Origin of the sequence: Nocardia arizonensis, from assembly GCF_001310275.1 — a bacterium.
GTDB classification, from domain to species: Bacteria; Actinomycetota; Actinomycetes; order Mycobacteriales; family Mycobacteriaceae; genus Nocardia; species Nocardia arizonensis.
Window position 1 is genome coordinate 36,506 of the sequence record NZ_LGYZ01000078.1, and the last position, 19,508, is coordinate 56,013.

At 68.2% G+C, this 19,508-nt stretch carries 17 protein-coding genes and 1 pseudogene; 8 read left to right on the forward strand and 10 right to left on the reverse strand.

The window, feature by feature from the left end:
• Window positions 1-75: 75 nt before the first annotated feature.
• Together APZ21_RS14785 and APZ21_RS14790 are read right to left on the reverse strand one after the other, a co-directional pair.
• Window positions 76-1,815 carry a serine/threonine-protein kinase gene (locus tag APZ21_RS14785; protein ID WP_054813884.1) on the reverse strand — a complete coding sequence of 580 codons (1,740 nt, stop codon included), beginning with the start codon at window positions 1,813-1,815 and terminating at the stop codon, window positions 76-78.
• 83 nt (window positions 1,816-1,898) lie between these two features.
• Window positions 1,899-2,819, reverse strand: a complete 921-nt coding sequence (locus APZ21_RS14790; RefSeq protein ID WP_054813885.1) for an LLM class F420-dependent oxidoreductase — start codon at window positions 2,817-2,819, stop codon at window positions 1,899-1,901.
• 214 nt (window positions 2,820-3,033) lie between these two features.
• Here APZ21_RS14790 and APZ21_RS14795 point away from each other — a divergent pair.
• Window positions 3,034-3,498 (forward strand): annotated as a pseudogene (locus APZ21_RS14795) (gluconokinase); the annotation flags it as partial.
• Between the two features lie 143 nt (window positions 3,499-3,641).
• The gene (locus tag APZ21_RS14800) at window positions 3,642-4,022 is read left to right on the forward strand and encodes a hypothetical protein (RefSeq protein ID WP_156371078.1); all 381 of its coding nucleotides are present in this window, start codon (window positions 3,642-3,644) and stop codon (window positions 4,020-4,022) included.
• A 140-nt stretch (window positions 4,023-4,162) separates the two neighbouring features.
• On the opposite strand, the gene APZ21_RS14805 is transcribed toward APZ21_RS14800, so the two are convergent.
• Window positions 4,163-4,618, reverse strand: coding sequence for a GNAT family N-acetyltransferase (locus tag APZ21_RS14805; RefSeq protein ID WP_082393116.1), 456 nt, complete (start codon window positions 4,616-4,618; stop codon window positions 4,163-4,165).
• An 89-nt stretch (window positions 4,619-4,707) separates the two neighbouring features.
• On the reverse strand, window positions 4,708-5,517 hold the full coding sequence (locus tag APZ21_RS14810) for a M50 family metallopeptidase (protein ID WP_063125182.1): 810 nt from the start codon (window positions 5,515-5,517) through the stop codon (window positions 4,708-4,710).
• A 265-nt stretch (window positions 5,518-5,782) separates the two neighbouring features.
• Here APZ21_RS14810 and APZ21_RS14815 point away from each other — a divergent pair, with 265 nt between their 5' ends.
• The 3 genes from APZ21_RS14815 to APZ21_RS14825 are packed head-to-tail and all read left to right on the forward strand — an operon-like array spanning window position 5,783 to window position 8,367.
• Window positions 5,783-6,166, forward strand: coding sequence for a hypothetical protein (locus tag APZ21_RS14815; RefSeq protein WP_054813888.1), 384 nt, complete (start codon window positions 5,783-5,785; stop codon window positions 6,164-6,166).
• 15 nt (window positions 6,167-6,181) lie between these two features.
• Window positions 6,182-7,108, forward strand: a complete 927-nt coding sequence (locus APZ21_RS14820; RefSeq protein WP_054813889.1) for an SGNH/GDSL hydrolase family protein — start codon at window positions 6,182-6,184, stop codon at window positions 7,106-7,108.
• Window positions 7,105-8,367 carry an acyltransferase family protein gene (locus APZ21_RS14825; RefSeq protein WP_082393117.1) on the forward strand — a complete coding sequence of 421 codons (1,263 nt, stop codon included), beginning with the start codon at window positions 7,105-7,107 and terminating at the stop codon, window positions 8,365-8,367. The genes APZ21_RS14820 and APZ21_RS14825 overlap by 4 nt, the downstream gene beginning before the upstream one ends.
• On the opposite strand, the gene APZ21_RS14830 is transcribed toward APZ21_RS14825, so the two are convergent.
• From APZ21_RS14830 to APZ21_RS14855, 6 genes are all read right to left on the reverse strand, one after another.
• Complete coding sequence (locus tag APZ21_RS14830) at window positions 8,368-9,129, reverse strand: siderophore-interacting protein (protein WP_054813890.1); 762 nt, start codon at window positions 9,127-9,129, stop codon at window positions 8,368-8,370. It lies immediately after the preceding gene.
• A 149-nt stretch (window positions 9,130-9,278) separates the two neighbouring features.
• Window positions 9,279-10,271, reverse strand: a complete 993-nt coding sequence (locus APZ21_RS14835; RefSeq protein WP_054813891.1) for an LLM class flavin-dependent oxidoreductase — start codon at window positions 10,269-10,271, stop codon at window positions 9,279-9,281.
• Between the two features lie 292 nt (window positions 10,272-10,563).
• Complete coding sequence (locus APZ21_RS14840) at window positions 10,564-12,027, reverse strand: MDR family MFS transporter (protein WP_054813892.1); 1,464 nt, start codon at window positions 12,025-12,027, stop codon at window positions 10,564-10,566.
• 78 nt (window positions 12,028-12,105) lie between these two features.
• Entirely contained in the window at window positions 12,106-12,858 is a 753-nt protein-coding gene (locus APZ21_RS14845) for an LGFP repeat-containing protein (protein ID WP_054813893.1), read from the reverse strand.
• Window positions 12,859-13,011: 153 nt separating this feature from the next.
• Window positions 13,012-14,562, reverse strand: coding sequence for an acyl-CoA carboxylase subunit beta (locus APZ21_RS14850; protein WP_054813894.1), 1,551 nt, complete (start codon window positions 14,560-14,562; stop codon window positions 13,012-13,014).
• 334 nt (window positions 14,563-14,896) lie between these two features.
• Window positions 14,897-15,760: an SAM-dependent methyltransferase gene (locus APZ21_RS14855; protein ID WP_054813895.1), complete on the reverse strand. Its 864-nt coding sequence runs from the start codon at window positions 15,758-15,760 to the stop codon at window positions 14,897-14,899.
• Window positions 15,761-15,933: 173 nt separating this feature from the next.
• On the opposite strand from APZ21_RS14855, the gene APZ21_RS14860 reads away from it, so the two are divergent.
• The 3 genes from APZ21_RS14860 (at window position 15,934) to APZ21_RS14870 (ending at window position 19,504) form a co-directional block, all read left to right on the forward strand.
• Window positions 15,934-16,650, forward strand: a complete 717-nt coding sequence (locus APZ21_RS14860; RefSeq protein ID WP_054813896.1) for a DUF5753 domain-containing protein — start codon at window positions 15,934-15,936, stop codon at window positions 16,648-16,650.
• Window positions 16,651-17,096: 446 nt separating this feature from the next.
• Complete coding sequence (locus tag APZ21_RS14865; RefSeq protein WP_239476636.1) at window positions 17,097-18,272, forward strand: cytochrome P450; 1,176 nt, start codon at window positions 17,097-17,099, stop codon at window positions 18,270-18,272.
• 11 nt (window positions 18,273-18,283) lie between these two features.
• On the forward strand, window positions 18,284-19,504 hold the full coding sequence (locus tag APZ21_RS14870; protein ID WP_054813898.1) for a cytochrome P450 family protein: 1,221 nt from the start codon (window positions 18,284-18,286) through the stop codon (window positions 19,502-19,504).
• Window positions 19,505-19,508 lie beyond the last annotated feature (4 nt).

The following is a 19,508-nucleotide window of genomic DNA, read 5'->3' on the forward strand; positions in this document are numbered from 1 at the left end:
ACCCGTTCGAACTCCGGGCGCAGCAGAGCCTAGCGAATCGCAGGCCGATCCGCATGCGCGCCTGCGCGCGCCGGATCAGGAGGACTTGCGCAGGGTGCCGTTGATGGAGCCGCCGAGCAGACCGGGCGTGCTGTAACCGAGGGTGCCGTCCTTGTGCAGGGTCACCGTCGAGTTCGCGCCGTCGTCGGCGCAGTCGGCGCCGGTGCTGTTGGCGTGGTCGAGTGCGGCCTTGAAGGTGATGGTGGTCTCGGTCACCCCCGTGAGCGTCTCCACCCGCGCGCATTTCGTCCCCAGTAGTCTGCCGGTATTGGACGAGGTCGCGGCCTCGTCTCCGACAGTGCCGCCGTGGATGGTGAGTTCGATGTCGAATCCGACGAGGCCGTCGTTGGCGGTGCCGCGCCAACTGCCGATGAAGGCATCGGGAATGGACCTGTCCGATCCCGCCTCGGTGGTCACGGTCGATTCGCCCGCGGTCGACTCCGCCGATTCGGTATCGGTGGTCTCCTCGTAGCTGGTCTCGCTGTTCGACGCCGAATCCGATGCGCCGCCCCGCAATTGGTTGCCGATCAAGAACGCGCCCGCCGCGACGACGAGTGCGACGACGACCAAGCCGACGATCAGTCCCGCGCGGGTGCGGTCTCGGCGCGGTGGCTCGGATGTCGTTTCGGCGGAGCGCGGCTCGGACCGCGGCGACATGTGGTCGCCCCACGGCTGATTCGGCCGATCCTGTCGCGGGTTCTGCCGGGTTTGCGCCGCGGAACGCGGACCCGAATCGTCCGGTCCGCGGGTCTGGCCCGCGACCCAGGTCGGGGTGGAGGCCGGATAGCGCGGACCGGAGACCGGGGCGGTGGCGGTCGAGATCGGCGGCGGGGTGTAAGGGCCGTGACCCGGCGCGGACGCCCGCGAGGGCGGGACCACGTCGTGTGTTCCCGAATCGAGGTCGAGCAATTGCACCGCGCGCCTGCTGACCTCGTGCAGTACCGGATTCGGCAACCAGCCGCTGTCGTCGGGCACGCCGATTCGGCTCAACTCGTCCAGCAGTTGCCGCGGCGTCGGCCGCGCGTCGACCTGTTTGGTCAGACAGGCGGCGATGAGCGGCCGTAACCGCGCGGGCACATCGTCGAGCCGCGGTTGCTCGTATACCACCCGCCACAGCATCTGCACCGTGTCGCCGGTGCCGAAGGGGCCGTGTCCGGTGGCGGCGAACACCAGGACGCCGCCGAAGGCGAAGATATCGCTGGCGGGCACGACCGGCTCTCCGGTGACCTGTTCCGGGCACATGAATCCGGGCGACCCGATGACTTTGCCGGTGGTCGTCAGCGCCGTGTCCTCCACGGCGCGCGCGATTCCGAAATCGATCACCTTGGGCCCGTCGAGGGCCAGCAGCACGTTCGAGGGTTTCAGGTCGCGGTGGATCACACCCGCGTCGTGGATGGCGGCCAGCGCCTCGGCCAGGCCGCGCGCCAGCACCAGGACGGCGTCCTCGGTGAAGGTGCCGAACCGTTCCACCGCTTCGGCCAGGGAGAATCCCGCCACGTATCCGGTGGCCAGCCACGGTGGGTCCGCGTCGACGTCGGCGTCGAGCACCGGCGCGGTGAAGGCCCCGCCGACGCGGCGCGCCGCGGTCACCTCGCGGCGGAACCGCATGCGGAATTCGCCGTCGCCGATCAGGTCCGGCCGGATCACCTTCACCGCGACCGTGCGGCCGCCGGCATTGCGCCCCAGGTACACCCGGCCCATACCGCCTGCGCCGAGGACCCCGAGCAGCCGGTAGTCCCCGATCCGTCGCGGATCGTCCATGCCAAGCGGTTGCATCGCGAGCCTTTGTTCCCTTCGGATGAATCGAGCTTCCGAAAGGCTACCTATCCGGCTCCCGTCCACCCAGATCTATTGTGCGGTCACAGCCGCGTCTGCACCTGCGCGGCGATCAATTCCAGGTGAGCGAGATCCTCGAGATCGAGAATTTGCAAGTAGATCCGGCTCACGCCGATTTCGGCGTATCGGCCGATCTTGTCGACCACCTCTGCGGGCGATCCGGCCAGACCGTTGCGCTTCAACTCCTCCACCTCGCGCCCGATGGATTCGGCGCGGCGTCGCACGTCGGCGTCGGTGGCGCCGACGCAGGCCACGAGTGCGTTGGAGTAGACGAGATCCTCGGGACTGCGGCCGCGGGCGCGTGCCGCCGCGCGCACCCGGTCGAACTGGCGGGCGGAATCCTCGAGCGAGGCGAAGGGCATATTGAATTCGGTGGCGTATTCGGCGGCCAGTCGTGGGGTGCGGGTGGCGCCGTGGCCGCCGATGAGCACCGGCACCGGATCCTGAACCGGTTTGGGCAGGGCGGGGGAGTCGGTCAGCCGATAGTGCTTACCGCTGTGGCTGAAGGTGTCGCCGACCTTGGTGGCCCACAGTCCGGAAATGACGGCGAGTTGCTCTTCGAGTCGATCGAATTTGTCGTCCGGGAAGGGAATGCCGTATGCGGCGTGTTCCTCGGCGAACCAGCCGCTGCCGAGGCCGAGTTCGACCCGTCCGCCGGACATGCGGTCGACCTGCGCGACCTGGATGGCCAGCGGGCCGGGCAGCCGGAAGGTGGCGGCGGTGACGAGGGTGCCGAGCCGGATGCGGCGGGTCTCGCGGGCGAGTCCGGCCAGGGTGATCCAGGCATCGGTCGGGCCGGGCAGACCCTTCGATCCGCCCATGGCGAGGTAGTGATCGGAGCGGAAGAACGCGTCGAACTCCAACTCTTCGGCGGTCTTCGCGACGGTCAGCAGCGTGTCGTAGTCGGCGCCCTGCTGCGGTTCGGTGAAGATTCGCAATCTCATGGACGTATCGTGCCCGATGGATTCGCCGGCCCGTCGACGGCGCGACACCGTTCCGGTCCGGGACCGATGCCGGTTCCGTGCCCGCTCTGTCGAGGATCACCGCCGGTAGGGGCCGGTGGCGGCCGGTGCCAAGGCGGTCGATACGGTGCACACGATGCCATCCGCACGTGTCGCGAACCACACCGTCACCACCCCCGGCCCGCTCGTGGTGGTCATGGGCGTGAGCGGCTGTGGGAAGTCGACCGTCGGCGAACTTCTGGCGGCGACTCTCGGCGTCGACTTCGCCGAAGGCGACGATCTGCATCCGGCCGCGAATATCGCGAAGATGGCCTCGGGCGCGCCGTTGACCGACGCCGACCGCGCGCCCTGGCTGGATCGGGTCGCCGCGTGGTTGGACGAGCGGGTACCGCGCGGCGGCGTGATCGCGTGTTCGGCCCTGAAGCGCGCATACCGAGATCGCCTGCGTGCCAACGCCCCCGCACTGTTCGTCGTCCATCTCACCGCCGACCGCGCGCAGCTGAGACGCCGATTGTCGAGTCGCCGAGGACATTTCATGCCGCCGACGTTGCTCGACTCCCAGCTCGCCACCCTCGAACCATTGGCCGCCGACGAATACGGCCGCACCCTGGACGCGACGGCCGCTCCCGAACTGCTCGTCCGATCAGTGGCATCGGAGTTCCGGCACGGCGGCCCACAGCCGCGCCTCCGCGCCGACTCGAACCCGGCCATACCCTCTACGCCACGGCAACACTCGGGGTCACCGGACCACGCCGCCGGTATGTTCGACCTGGGTTAGCCAGGGGTAGACAGTGCGGCGGGTATATGTCGGACACTGCTCGCCCCCGGCCTCCGCGGCCGCTGGCGGATCTGTCGACCCTGATCGTGACGGTCGCACAGACCGAGGACGAGTGGACCTCGACCTGCGACCTTGTCGCGCAACATGTCCTGCCGCTGCTCGCCCAGAGACAGGTACGACTGGTCGAAGTCGCCCGCGCCGGTCCCACCGTCGCCGACGGGATCGTCGTCCGACAAGACACCCGTACCCCGACCCGGCTGCATCCCGATCCCGACGAGCACGGCTTCTACCCGCTCTCGGCCGAGCATCGCGGCAACGGCGTCATGCCCACCCTTCATGGGCGCGCCTGCACGGTTGACTGCACCAGTCACCGTCGGTCGAGATGGCCGACGACAGGTTCGAATTGAGGAGCTCACCGCCTTTCAAGTCCAGGCTCTCTCAAGACTCGCCGCGCAAGACGAAGAGATCCAGGGGCTCCGCGCGGTCGCCGATCCGAAAGATACGTCACCCAACTGCCGTCGACGCGGCAGAAGTTGATCGGACCGTGCTAACCGATCGCCGCGTCGCGGCGTCGTGCGGGCTCGGTCGCGTCGAGTTGCCACCAATAGCCTGCATCGTCATGAAGCGAGGGTTCCCCACCGGTGGCTTCGTACAGAGCCTTCGCAGCAGCGTTGTCCTCATCGGTGAACAACCACATCCTGCGGTGCCCCTCCGCGACCGCCAGATCGCGGAACGCCGTCAGCAGTGCACGTCCGACGCCCCGCTTCCGCAGTCGCTCGACGACACCGATCTCATACAACTGCACCTGGGAATAGCCACCGGCATGACGTTGCCGCATTCCCCACACCCACCCAATGACCTCGCGGCTTTCCAAGGCGACGAAGGCGATCGTCGCCGGATCCTCCAAAAACGGTGCATGGTCTTCAACCGCGATACCACGGAACTTCCGTACCGCGGCATCGATCAATCCATGATCGCGGGCGGTCAACTGGCGAACAAGCACACCTCATAGATATTCACACTTTCGTAGTGAGGCGTGACCGGACCCCGCGCGGCCGCGAATCGCAGCCATACGCGCCGCCGGCGGCGGTCTCACCGGCCGCCGAGGATCTCCGGCATGGGACAGGATTCGCCCGATACGATCGGAATGCACACCCCGGTCGCGTCCGACAACAGCAGCCCGCCGCCCACGACAAGCGCGGCCGCCGCGACGGCGCCGAAGAACAGCACCCACAGAATGCCCGGGACATGGGTCAGCCGGGCGAGTTGGTCGGCGTCGGAATCGACGTTCCGCGGGGTATTGCGCAACCTGCGGGCGCGCCCGCTCTGGAGTTCGATCACCGGACGGACGCCCGCGAGTAACAGGAACCACGCGCCAAGGAACGCGAAACCCGCTTGGACGGTGTCGGTTCCGAACCACGACACGGCGAAGACGACTCCGCCGAGGCCGACGACCGTGCATACGCCGTATACATTGCGGACCTTGATCAGTACCGCGGCCAACAGCGCGATGGAGGTCCACAACATGAGCGTGATGCGTTCGGCCCCCAGCAATGCCGCGAATCCCAATCCCAGCAGCGGCGGCGCCGGATAACCCGCCATGGCGGTGAGGATCATGCCCGGTCCGTAGGGTTTGCCGCTCGACACCGTCAGCCCGGAGGTGTCCGAATGCAGCGTGATGCTGGTCAGCTTGCGCCCGGTCAGCAGCGCGAAGAGCGCGTGCCCGCCCTCGTGGGCGATGGTCACCACATTCCGGGTGAGCCGCCACAGCGGCCGATATGCCACCAGCACCAGTGCCGCCACGGCCGTTGCCACCACCAGCCACCACGGAGGCGGCATCTGCGTTGTCGAGAGACGATCGACGATGGACGCACCGCGATCGACCAGTTCCGCTCTGTCCACCGCCGCACCCTATCCGCCGTCGCCCGCCACGGCACATCTCCAGTGTGCGGCAAACCGCACCGTGAACGCGCCGAAATCCCACAGGCGGGTCGCTGTATCGCCGGGTCGACCTCGTGCTCGCCGCCTACGCCACCGGCGCACCCGGCATAGGCGGCATAGCGCGCGTAGTGATCGAATCGGGCGGATCGAGCCCCTGACACTCGAGCGACTTGTAGAGTGCCCAAAAATGAAGCAATGATGTTTCAGTTTTGATTCGAGAGGTTCTATGAAGATTCGTATCTCGGGTGTCCTCGTTCTGCGGGCAGCGGGTGCGCTTGCCGCCGGCGCGTGCCTGCTCGGTGCCGCGGCCTGCGGGGACGACACCACGGACCAGCAGCAAAGCCCCGGCAGCAGCACCGTCGCGCCCGCGCCCGCGCCCGCGTCCGCGACCCCCGCGCCCGCCGCCGAGCCGGCGCCGGCGAGCAGTGTCGCGCCGCCCGCGGCCGAAGCGGACGCGCCCGCCCCTGAGCCCACCGCCGCGACGGTCGCACCGGCACCCGCGCTCGAGGCGCCCGCGCCGCAGACGGTCGCCCCGAAACCCGCCCCGCAACCGAAGCCCGCACCGCCGACATTGGACGCGCCCGGCTTCGAGCCGCGCGCGGGTTACTGAGAAACGGGGTCACCTATGCGATCGGCAGCCGACGGTATCGGCAAAGGACTACGCGGAGTGTGCGCGGCCGCCCTCGCGATCGTCGCGTCGACGGTGGGAGCCACCGCGGCACACGCGGATTCGGCGCCGCAGGGCAAACAGGTTGTCGTCCTGGGGGATTCGTACACCGCGAACGGATGGGATCCGCTGAGCATGGGGGATGTGTGCGTGCGCGGCGGCACGGCGTGGCCCGCGCAGCTGGGCCGGCTGATCGGTCCGCAAGGGCTCGACCAGGTGGCCAATCCGTCCTGTTCGGGTTCATCCATCGACAGCGGCCCCGGCTATACCCTGGCCATGCAGGCACTACAGGCCGACCGCGACGGCGCGTTCGGCCCGGCGACGAGGCTGGTGACCTTACAGCTGGGTCTGGACGACCATTGGGGCGACACCGACCAGACGCTCTGGCACTCGCTGGAGCAGTGTGTATTCGATCTGGTCCGTGGCTGTGATATGGACGCGGTGGAGCAGGGCCGCATCCCCGACCTGCGCGGGTTGGCCGGTACCGTGTACGCCGAAAGAATCCGCGCCGCAGTGACATACATCCGGTACTACGCGCCCGCCGCGCGTGTCGTGATCGTCGGATACCCGGAGATCCTGCCGTCGGGGCAGGATACCGCCTGTTTCAGCATCCTCGGGGTTGCGCCGTTCGTCCAGCCGCGCGGGCGTGCCATCGTGGAGTACTTCGATCGCATGGACCGGGCCCAGCGCGAGGGCGCCCAGCTGCTCGGGCTGGACTTCTTCGACACCCGTGCGCTGACCACCGGGCACGGGCTGTGCTCCGCGGAGCCGTGGATCAACGGGGTGTTCGACCCGAACACCGATATCACCGGGCTGCCGCTGCACCCGTCCTCACGTGGTGACGCGGTCGTCGCGAATGCCTTGTACGACAGGTATCTTCGATGACTCGTCCACCGGAGGTACTGCCCGCGCCGGTGGCGACCGGCGGCGCCGATCAACGGCGTCCCGCGTTGCCGTCGCTGACCGGCGCGCGCTGGTGGGCCGCGTTCGCGGTATTCGTGTTGCACGCCCTGGTATTCCTGCCGGTGTACCCGTTCCAGAAGTCCGAACTGTTCCGGCAGATCCATCAGTGGATGCCGATGCAGCTCGGCGCCGCCGGGGTCACCTTCTTCTTCGTGCTGTCGGGCTTCATCATCTACTGGTCGTTCCGGCCGGGAATGCCGGTGCGGCTGTTCTATCGGCGGCGGGTGTTGAAGATCTACCCGACCCATCTGGTGGCGGCGGCCGCGTTCGTGCTCGCGGCCGGAGTGCCGCTGCACCGGCTCGTGGTGTGGCTGCCGAATCTGCTGCTCGTGCACGCCTGGGTGCCGAAATGGAGCACCGTCGGCGGGCTGAACGTGCCGTCCTGGTCGCTGGTATCGGAACTGTTGTTCTACTTCAGCTTTCCGCTGCTGCTGCCGGTGGTGCGGCGCATCCCGACGCGGCGGCTGCTGCTGGCGGCCGTCGTACTGGTGCTGGCCGTGCTGGCGCTGCACGCGGCCTACTACCTGTGGGTACCGGGCCCGAAAGGCATCGCGAATGCCTTCGCGCCCCGGCTGGTTCCCGGTGACAGCTCGCCGTATTTCGAGCTGCACGCATCCCAGGCATGGTTCGCGCAGCCGGATATTCCGGTGGCACAGTCATATTGGCTCGGCTACACGTTCCCGCTGTCGCGGTTGCCCGAGTTCTACCTCGGCGTGCTGACCGCCCGGATGGTAGTCGAAGGACGGTGGCGCAATGCCCGTCTCACGCCACCGCTGCTTGCCCTGGCGCTCGCCTACGCCGCGACCTGGGTGGTGCCGGTCGACTTCAAGATGTCGGCCCTGCTGATCGCGCCCATGGCCGCGGTGGTGGCCACGCTCGCGGTACGTGACCTGCGCGGCATCGGCGGGCTGAACGCGCATCCGCGAATGGTGTGGCTGGGCAACATCTCCTACGCCTTCTATCTGATCCAGTTTCCGGTCATGGTGCTCGTCACCCGATTCCTCATCGGCGGCAGGCAGTTCGGCATCCTCGGCTGGATCGGAATCGCCCTGCTCGTACTGATATTGGCGACCGCGGCCGCGGCAGCCCTCTACCACTGGGTCGACGTGCCGGTGATGAACCGGTTCGCCGGGCGCCCGGCACCGCGAACGGAGACCGTGCCGACGACGCCGTCACCGTGATCAGCCCGCGGCGGGCGCGGATTCGGCGGCCTTCAGCTCGGCCTTCCAGGCGCGGAACCCCTCCTCGGTGCGTCCGCGCCGCCAGTATCCGGAAATGGAATTCGCCCATTCGGCGGGCACCTCGCGGTCCCGGCGGATGTAGCGGCGCAGATCGTGCATGACGGCGTGCGCCTCACCGTGGATGAACACCTGCACCTGCCCCGCCGACCAGGGTGCCGAGCGAACTGTCTCGGCGAGCAGTTCGCCCGGACCGCGGTCGCCGCGGTGCAGCCAGGTGAGTTCGACGCCATCGGGCTTGGTGAGGGGCAGCTCGTCGTCCGGTCCGGCGACCTCGACGAAGACACGGCCGACGGCTGTGCTCGGCATCGCCTCGAGCGCCGCGGAGATGGCGGGCAGCGCCGCCTCGTCACCGGCCAGCAGATGCCAGTCGGCATCCGGTCGCGGCGAGTACGCGCCGCCGGGACCGTAGACGTCGATCACGTCACCGGGTTTCGCGGCCGCCGCCCACGGACCGGCGATGCCCTCGTCGCCGTGGTAGACGAAATCGATGGCGAGTTCGCCAGCGGCGGTGTCGATCGAGCGGACCGTGTAAGTGCGCAGCACCTCGATCTCGTCACGCTCGAAGATGAACTTCACGTAGGAGTCGCTGAATTCGCTCGGGCGGAACGCGGCGAGGCCCGGTCCGCCGAAATGCACGCGGATCAGATGCGGGGTGAGCCATTCGGTGCGCTGCACGGTGAGTGTGGTGCGCGGTCGTGCCAAGAGAGCCTCCGGTTGTCGCTGGTTAGGCATGCCTTACCCAACCGTACTCGTTCGCGGCGCTACCGCTCGGGGACATCGAACGCGGCGGCCGGCCGAACGCGCGGCCGACCGACAGCGCCGCCGCCGGCCGCGGGTTCGAATCGCGCCGATCAGGCCGCGACCTTGTCCACCAGCAGTTCGAAGGACCGCATCCGGTCCTCGACGTCGTAGACGAGCGTATTGATCATCAACTCGTCGGCGCGGGTGCGCGCCAGCAGATTCTCGAGTTGCGCGCGCACCGTGTCCGGCGAACCCATGGCCTGCCCCTCGCGCCGTTGCAGGATGAACTGTCGTTCGTGGTCGCCCAGCGGATAGGTCGCCGCTTCCTCCGGGGTCGACAGCGCCTGCGGCCGACCGGCCGCCAACTGGAGGAAAGCCAGATCACGAGGGCGGGAAAGCTCCTCGGCGCGTTCGTCGGTCTCGGCGCAGACCACCGCCACGGCCACCATCGCGTACGGTTGGTCCAAATGCTCCGAAGGACGGAAATTTTCGCGGTACAGCGCGAGCGCGGGCTCGGTATTGGCCGCCGAGAAATGGTGCGCGAACGCGAACGGCAGGCCGAGCAGACCCGCCACCTGTGCGCTGAAACCGCTCGAACCCAGCAGCCAGATCTCGGGTTGTTCGCCGCGTCCCGGTGTCGCGGTGATGCCCGCCGGATCGGTGCCTTGGAAGTAGCGCAGTAGCGAGGCGAGTTCCTGCGGGAACGACTCGGCGTTGAGTCCTTCACGGGTGCGGCGCAGCGCCAGCGCCGTCGCCTGGTCTGTTCCCGGCGCGCGCCCGATGCCGAGATCGACCCGACCCGGATGCAGTGCGTTGAGCGTGCCGAACTGCTCGGCCACCACCAGCGGCGCGTGATTGGGCAACATCACCCCGCCCGATCCGATACGAATAGTCGAGGTCGCGGCCGCGATATGGGCCAGCAGCACACTCGGCGCGGAACTGGCGATACCCGGCATGTTGTGATGTTCGGCGACCCAGAAGCGCCGGTAGCCCAGCGCCTCGGCGCGCCGCGCCACCTCGGTGGTGGCCGCGAGGGCCTCGCCCGCGGTGCGGCCGGCCTCCACCGGCGCCAGGTCCAGAACTGACAGCGGGACGTCAAGCAATGCGGGCTCCTCGGGTGAGTGGATACCTGGGCCAACGCCGCACCCGCCACACCTTATTTCCGGTCTCGGTACCGGGCCGCGGCCACCGCGCGGACACCTCGACGGTGCCGGTCTCGTCCGCGTCGCCGTCTCCGTTATCACGCTGTGGCCGCACTTCGCGGTCAATACGGAATCGGGATGACCGACGGCCGTCTCCCATCCCGCACGACCTCGTCGGTTCAGTGCTCGCCGACGGGGAGGCGCGTGATCGCGCACAGCCCCCGGCGAATCGCAGTGGATCGTGGGGTCGAGGTCAGGAATCACCGCCCGGCCGCGAGTGTGTCGCCGCGGCTGGTCCGGGATGCGCGGCGTCCCGCGTCGACCGGCCGGGCATCATGGCCGACGTGGCGACCATCACCGCCGCCATCGCGGCGACGGCCAGGAACACCACGTGCACCGCCGCGGACAGCGCGGCGGGTGTGGGGTGGTCGGTGGGGCCGAGACGGGCGTTGACGACCGCGCCGAAGACCGCGACGCCGACCGCGCTGCCGATGGCGCGGGCGAACATATTCGCCGAGGTCACGACACCGCGTTCGGACCAGTCGGCGGAGGTCTGGGCCGCGATGAGGGTGGGTGTGGCGACCAGGCCCATGCCGGTTCCGACCAGGAAACAGGATGCGGCGACCTGGGCGAGCGAGGAGTCCTCGGTGATGAGCAGTGTGCTCACCGCCCCGACGGCGGCCAAGCCGCTTCCGATCAGAGCCGTGTAGCGGAATCCTATGCGCAGGTAGACCTTTCCGGCCTGCGATGCCGCCAGTGGCCACCCGAGGGTCAGTGCGCCGACGGTGAGTCCGGCGACCAGCGCGCCGGTGCCGAGCACACCCTGGGTGAAAGTGGGCACGTAGGAGGTGAGACCGAGCAGAATCGCCCCGACCAGAACCGACACCAGACTGCTCGCGATCACCACGCGCCGGGTGAACACCCACAGCGGCAGCACCGGATTCTCGGCGACCCGTTCGACGAGGACGAAGACGACCAGGACCACCGCGCCACCCGCGAAGACGGCGATTCCGGTGGGGGAGGACCACGCCCACGCCTGTCCGCCCTCGAGCAGGCCGAGGATCAGCGCGCCCGCCCCCGCGGTGAGCAGTACGGCGCCGAGATAGTCGACGTTGCGACGTTGCCGGGGCACGCTCTCGCGGAAATTGCGCAGCAGCATCCAGCCCGCCAGCGCGGCGAGCGGCAGGTTCACCAGAAAGATCCAGCGCCAGCTCACGTATTCGGCGAAGACACCGCCGAGTAGCGGACCGAGCACCGACGACATCGCCCATACGGCGGCCAGATAGCCCTGGACCTTGGCGCGCTCGGCCAGGGTGTAGAGATCACCGGCGATGACCATGGTCATGGGCTGGATCGCCCCCGCGCCGACGCCCTGCACCGCGCGAAAGACGATCAGCGCGACCATGCTGGTCGCCAGCCCGCACAACAGCGAACCGAGGGCGAATACCGCGATACCGAACAGGATCACCGGTTTGCGTCCGACCGTGTCGGCGACCTTGCCGTAGATCGGCACCGTCACGGCCTGGGCCAGCAGATAGATCGAGAACAGCCAGGGGAATTGGGAGAAGCCGCCGAGATTGTCGGTGATGGTGAGTACCGCGGTGGCGATGATCGTGGAGTCGAGGGCGACCAGACCGGTCGACAACATCAGCGCCCCGAGGATCGGTCCCCGTTCCGAACGGAAACCGACGGTCGACTCCACTGCTTCCACTGCCACCGGCGGACCTCTCGTTCGTTCGGCTAACCACTGGAACGAACGTCTCGACGGCCGGACTATTCCCGGGCGGAAGTGTGCTCAGGGCCGCCAGGTGATGCGACCGCCCTGGAAGTCCTGTGCCTTACCGCCCTGGAAATCGTATTCGTCGCTGGTCGGATAGCCGTAACGACCGCCCTCCGCGCCCGCGCGCACCCAGTCGTCGCGCAGCGCGCCCCAGACGATGTGCGCACCGGTGGCGGAGGTGTAGTAGATCGCGCCGCCGGTGAACAGGTTGTAGCGGCCGTTGTTCTTGGCGGCGGCCTCGTCGGTGAGCGGGTAGCCCAGCGGTCCGCTCTCCCAGCCCCCGGCGGCCCACCTGTCCCGGATCGGCCCACCGACCTGGTGCGCGTCGGTGCCCAACGTCCAGTAGATCGAGCCCTTCTCGAAGTGGTTGAAGCGGCCCGATCCTGACGGTGTCACTTGCTCGGCGGTAACCGGATAGCCGAGGATGCCCGATTCCGACCCCAGCTCGCCCCACTTGTCGCGGATCGCGCCGCCCACCGGATGGGCGCCGGTGGCGGCCTGCCAGTAGATCGAGACATCGCGCTGGAAGGTCTGGTACTTGCCGCCGCGCGCCGCGTCGGATTCGGGGGAGGTCGGATCGCCGAAGACGGCCGGTCCGCCATTGGCGTCGTATTCCGCCTCGATCGCACCACCGACCTCGAAGGGGCCGATCGGCCGCGCACTCGCGGGACCCGCGGCGAGTAGGACGCCCGCGGCGACCGCGGACAGCGCGAGTGCGCCGCGACGCGTCGAACCGGAGAGTCGATATGGGCGAGATGTCCTTGCCATAGATACTCCCTGGACAGATGTGATCAGGTTGCCGCGCGATTGCGCGGCATGCGACAGTGCGCACCGAAGCTACCAGTTCGGCGCGGCGCCCGGCACGCCGGTGGCGGGTTCACGGACCGCGAAATCGCTGCTCACAGCCGTGCCACCCGCCGCTCACATCGGATAGAGGCTGTGTTTGCGCGGGTTGGGCGCCGCGGAGTCCTCCTTGTCGCGCAGCAGACGCAGGGCACGGCGCAGTTCCAGCCGGGTGCTCGAGGGCTCGATGACCGCGTCGATGTAACCGCGTTCGGCGGCCACCCACGGTGTGGCGACGGTCTCGTTGTACTGGTCGATCATGGCCGCGCGGGCGGCGGCCCGATGTTCGGCGGGCACCTGTTGGAGTTGGCGCCTGCCCACGATGTCGACCGCGCTCTCCGCGCCGATCACCGCGATACGGGCGGTCGGCCACGCCAGGCTGATATCGGCGCCGAGCTGCTTGCAGGCCATGAAGCCGTACGCGCCGCCATAGGACTTGCGGACCACCAGGTTGACGATGGGAACCGTCGCCTCGATGATGGCGCGGAATACCCGCCCGCCGCGCACGATGACGCCGTTGCGCTCCTCCTCGACACCGGGCAGCACGCCGGGGGTGTCCACGACGAAGATCAGCGGCAGGCCGAAGGCATTGCACAGCCGGATGAAATGGGTGGCCTTGTCCGAACACTTCGCGTCGACCGCGCCGCCGAGTACCAGCGGCTGATTCGCGACCACGCCGACGGCTCGGCCGTCGACGCGGGTGAATCCGGTGATGAGATTGGCGGCCGCGGTCGCGCGGATCTCGTGGAATTCGCCGTCGTCGAAGATCCGCAGCAGGATCTCGTGCATGTCGTAACCGCCGCGATCGGAATCGGGGATGATCGAATCCAATTCCAGGTCGGTGGAGGTGACCTCGGGTTCCAGGCCGGGATTGACGATGGGCGCGCGTTCCAGGCAGTTCGAGGGCAGATAGCTCAGATACGCGCGGGCCCAGGCGAACGCGTCGTGTTCGGTGGCGGCGATGTGGTGGATGGTGCCGTTGGCGGCCTGGTTGCGAGCGCCGCCGAGTTCCTCCATCGTGACGTCCTCGCCGGTGACCGCCTTGATCACCTCGGGACCGGTGACGAACATGTAGGAGTTCTCGGTGGCGATGATGACGTCGGTGTTGATCGGACCGTAGACCGATCCCGCGGCGCAGCGGCCCAGCATGATCGAGACCTGCGGGACGAATCCCGAAAGGCGTTCCTGGCGGCGGCTCATATGGGCGAACCAGGCCAGCGAGGTCACCGCGTCCTGGATCCGGGCACCGCCCGAATCGTTGATCGCGACCACCGGACAGCCCTTCTCATAGGCGAAGCGCATGGCCTCGGCGACCTTGCGGCCGAACATCTCGCCGACCGAACCGCCGAAAACCGTTTGGTCGTGGGCGATCACGACCACCGGGCGGCCATCGACGAGCCCGCGCCCGGTGACCACGCCGTCGCCGTACATGGCGGCGGGATTTCCGGGCTGGCGCACCAGCGCGCCGATCTCGAGGAAGGTGCCCTCGTCGAGGAGGGCGCGTACCCGTTCGCGCGCGCTCGGAATCCCCTTGTGCGCGCGTTTCGCGACGCCGGATTCGCCCGCCGGTTCCTCGGCGACGGCCAGAACCTCGCGCAGCCGGTCGAGCTTGTCGCGGGTAGCAGTCATACGGTTTCGCCTTTCGCCCTCGCGGTATTCCCGGCGAACCCTAGTTGCAGGCGAACTGCGCGGAGCGGTCATGACCGACCGTTGGGGACACCTCACAGCGGCGCGGCGGCGGGAATTGGACGGCGCCACGATCCGGGAGCGGGGAGCGCGATTGCCGTGACGGTGCCGGAGCGGGCCGTCGGGTGGTGGTCGACCGACGGCGAATCGCCGGACACCGCTCGGCGACGTCTCCGGCGCGCGGCGCCGAATCGGGCACGGTGGCTCGGGCGAGGATCGGGCGCGCCGACGTAATCGCTTGTGCCGGTGTTGGATTAGGTACGGCGCGCCCGCGGCGTCACGGCTTGCGCAGAATGCCGCCGTATTCGTAGACCTCGGTCCTGCGCCGGGTAGCGCCCACATACGGGAGCAGCTGCTCGGGGACGGGCTCGAGCGGCGGCTGATGCGGATCGGCGCGCCACCCGGTGAGGTTGGTCAGTCCGGGCTCGATCGGTTCCAGCCCGTCGAACAGCGCGTCGACCTCGGCGGGCGTGCGGTTCTGCCACGGGATTCCGGCGCCGTCGAGTTGGGCCGCGAATCGTCCGCCGATCTCGGGGTCGTCACTGACGACCTGCGAGAACGCGATATGGCTTCCCGGTGCGGCCACGGTGTCGATAATGTGACGCAACGCGTGTTGCGCGCCCGCGCCCACGGAGTCGACGTCCTTGAGGTGATGGCCCACCGACAGGAACAACACCGCGACCGGTTCGGAGAAATCGATGAGCCGCCGCACGGAGGGATCGGCGAGCAGCGCCTCGGGATCGCGCATATCGGCGGTGATCACGGTGGTGCTCTGCTGATCGGCGAGCAGCGCGCGACCGTGCGCGAGCACGATGGGATCGATGTCGACGTAGACGACGCGCGCCTGCGGATCGAAGGTCTGGGCGACCTGGTGCACATTGTTGTCGGTCGGCAGGCCGCAGCCGAGGTCGAGGAACTGGCCGATACCCGCCTCCTCGACCAGGTAGCGGACCGCGCGATAGAGGAACTGCCGGTTCTGACGCGCGATATCCACGCACTCGGGGAATCCCTGGAGCACATGGAGGATGATCTCGCGATCGATGGCGTAATTGTCCTTGCCGCCGAGCATCCACCCGTATGCCCGCGCCGAGGTCGGCCGGTCCAACGGTATGGAAGTCTCCATCGTTTCGTCCGCAGTCATCCTCGTGCTCCGCCCTTTCACCCTCTGCCATCGGTAAGACGACGCTGTCCAGTCTGACCGGTGACGACTGGTCAAGCAAGACAGTTCGATTCGGTGATGCTCTCGCGAATTGCCCTGTAAAAAGCCCGATTTGGGGATAGCTTCTCGATACGTTCACGTGGCAGACTCGGCGCATGGGCGCGCGGGATACCCCGGAGTCGAGTGAGTTCGCGGACCGGGAGGCGGTCACCGAGGCCGCGCGGCGAGTCGTGGGCGCGGGTTGGTGGCAACGCGATGCCGACTGGTTGCCGCCGGGCTTCGACACGTATCTGCATCTCGAGCAGGCCGCGCGCATGGTGCGCTGCTACGAGTCACGGGTGGTGCCGGAACTGTTGCAGACCGCCGACTACGCGCGGGCGCTGCTGACCCTGGCGCATCCCGACGATTCCGAGACCATGCGCGAGCGCCGGGTCGCGCTGCGTATGCGCCGCGCGGAGATACTGCACCGGCCCGATCCCACGCAGTTGTGGGTGATTGTCGACGATTCGGCGCTGCGGCGCCCGATCGGCGGCTCGGCCGTGTGGCGGGCCCAGCTCGAACACCTCTCTCGGGCGGCGCGGGCCGCCAATATCGCGGTCCAGGTGCTCGCCGATCCGGTGGGCGGTCCCGCGCTGACCGAGGGCTCGTTCTCGGTGCTGCGTTTCGCCGAGGGCGATCTACCCGATCTGGTCTACCTGCAACAACTCACGAGGCGGGTCTTCCTCGACGCGAGCGAGGACATCGAGGCGTACATGAGCGTAGCCGACATCCTGTCCGTGCACGCCACGGCGCCCGAACACACGCCCGCCCTGATCGAGGCCATGCACCGCAGTCATCCGGCGACCGTCGACCAGCCTGCCGCCCGACGTTGACCCCACCGCGGCGGCGCGCGTCGAAAGATGTTGACACATCGAGCGTGAGCGGGATGCGGTCCTGCTACCGTGAACGGGTCGTCGGGTTCGGGACGACTGTTGTACGCGGCGTTTGTCGGTCCTCTCGAGGCGAAAACGCCCGCGCCCGCGGGCGTGTCACCAGCAGTTCCGGTCCGAGGCTGGACCTCGGGTCCGGGGTCGCCGAGTCGAACGGTGCGAGGAAGGCTGAGCGTAAGCGTTGTGGGCAGGTTGGCGGTGGGGTGCGAGCCTCGAGACGCGACCCGACGCGGACGGCGGCTCTCCTCGATCGGTCCCCGGATCCCACGCTGTTTCACCTTTCTGGAGCTAATTCATTGAGCACGCCACACTTCGCCGTACCGTCTCAGACGCCGGGAGTATGCCCCGTCGCGCACGGATCGCCCGTCGATTCCGACGACAGCCCCCGAATGCTGCTGCACACCCCCGAGTTCGCCGCAGATCCGCACCGCGCCTACCGTGAGGCCCGCAAGCAGTACGGCTCGATGGTGCCGATCGAACTGGCCCCGAACGTACCGGCCACGCTGGTGCTCGGCTATCAGACCGCGGTGCGGATACTCAACGATCCCGAACACTTCCCGGCCGATCCCCGCGCCTGGCAGGACAGCGTGCCCGCGGACTCGCCGATCAGGCCGATGATGGAGTGGTATCCGAACGCCCTGCGCAACAGCGGTCCGACCCACGCGCGCTACCGGCAGGCCTACGTCGCGGCCATCGACGGCATCGACCTGCACGCGCTGCACGCCACCATCGAGCGCATCGCGGTCCCGCTGATCAACTCCTTCTGCGAGAGCGGATCCGCCGATCTGGTGACCCAGTACGCTTTCCCGTTGGTCTTCGAGGTGCTCAACAGGATGGTCGGCTGTTCGACCGAGCTGGGGCAGCGGGTGGCGACGGGGATGGCGATGCTGTTCGACACCGTCGAGGCGGCCCGCGGCATGGAGATGCTGAGCACCGCGCTGCTCGAACTGATCGCGCTGCGCCGCGCCGAGCCCGGCGACGACGTGACCTCCCGCCTGGCCCATCACCCGGCGAATCTGGACGACACCGAGATGCTGTGCCAGCTGATCAGCTTCTACGGCGCGGGCATCGAACCGCAGCAGAACCTCATCGCCAACACCCTGTTGTTGATGGTCACCGACGAACGCTTCGGCGGCAATGTCCTCGGCGGCAGCCTGTCCACCCGCGACGCGCTGGACGAGGTGCTGTTCAACGACCCGCCGATGGCGAACTTCTGCACCTCCTACCCGCGCCAGCCGATCCTGATCGACAACACCTGGCTGCCTGCGCACCAGCCGGTGCTGATCAGCCTGTCGGCCTGCAACAACGATCCGGCGATCCGCGGCGGCGACCGCACCGGCAACCGGTCGCATCTGGCCTGGAGCGCGGGGCCGCACGCGTGCCCGGCCAAGTCGGTGGCCTACCTCATCGTGCAGGACGCCATCGACCAGTTGCTCGACGCGTTGCCGGAACTGGACCTCTCGGTACCCGTGAGCGAGTTGGTCTGGCGGCCGGGACCCTTCCACCGCGCGCTCGCTGCCCTGCCCGTCGTCTTCCCGCCGTCCCCACAGATGAATCTGGTCTAAGGAGTTCCTCGATGGAGAATGAAACGATCGCCCTGGATCTGACCGGCGCCGATATCCAAGGCGAATCGGAGCGGATCCGCGGTCGCGGGCCGATCGCACGGGTGGGGTTACCCGGCGGGGTGCCCGCCTGGTCGGTGACCGACGCCGTCGTTCTCAAGGAACTGCTTGCCGATCCGCGCGTGTCCAAGGATCCGCGCCGCCACTGGACGGCATTCATCGACGGTGAGATCACCGAGGCGTGGCCGCTGCACCCGTGGGTCGCGGTGGAGAACATGTTCACCGCCTACGGCGGCGAACACCGCAGACTACGCAAACTGGTGTCGCCTGCCTTCACCCATCGCCGCAGTGCCGGGCTGCGCCCGCGGATCGAGGAGATCACGGCGAAACTGCTGGACCGGCTGGCGCAGATCCCGAGCGGGACAGCCGTCGACCTGCGGGCCGACTATGCCTATCCGGTGCCGATCGAGGTCATCACCGAGATGATGGGTGTGCCCGACCATCTCGGTCCTGGCATGCACAAATGCGTCGACGGCTTCTTCGACACCTCCTTCGGCCCGGAGGAAGCGCAGGCCAACTACATCGAGATGTACGGTCTGGTCAGCGAACTGGTCGCGTTCCGGCGCGACAATCCGGGCGAGGACGTGACCAGCGTGCTCCTGCGTACCCGCGACGAGGACGACGGTTCCGCGCTCTCGGAACGGGAGCTGGTCGACACCCTGATGCTGGTCATCAACGCCGGTCACGAGACCACGGTGAATCTGCTCGACCAGGCCATCGTCGCGCTGCTGACCCATCCTCGGCAGCGCGCCGAGGTGGTCGGCGGCCAGGTGCCGTGGACGGAGGTGGTGGAGGAGACGCTGCGCTACCAGGCGCCGGTGGCGCATCTGCCGCTGCGGTACGCGGTGGAGGACATCGATGTCGACGGTATCCGCATCGGCAAGGGCGAGGCGATTCTGGCCTCGTACGCCGCCGCGGGCCGCGATCCGAAAGTGCACGGCGCCACGGCCGCGCAGTTCGACATCCACCGCGCGAACAAGGATCACGTGTCGTTCGGGCACGGAGCCCATCACTGCATCGGCGCGCCGCTGGCCCGACTCGAGGCCGATATCGCGCTGCCCGCGTTGTTCACCCGTTTCCCGAATCTGCGACTGGCCGTCGAGGTCTCGGCGTTGGAGCCGGTCGGCAGCTTCGTGTCGAACGGTCACCGTACGCTGCCGGTGTACCTGGACTGATGCG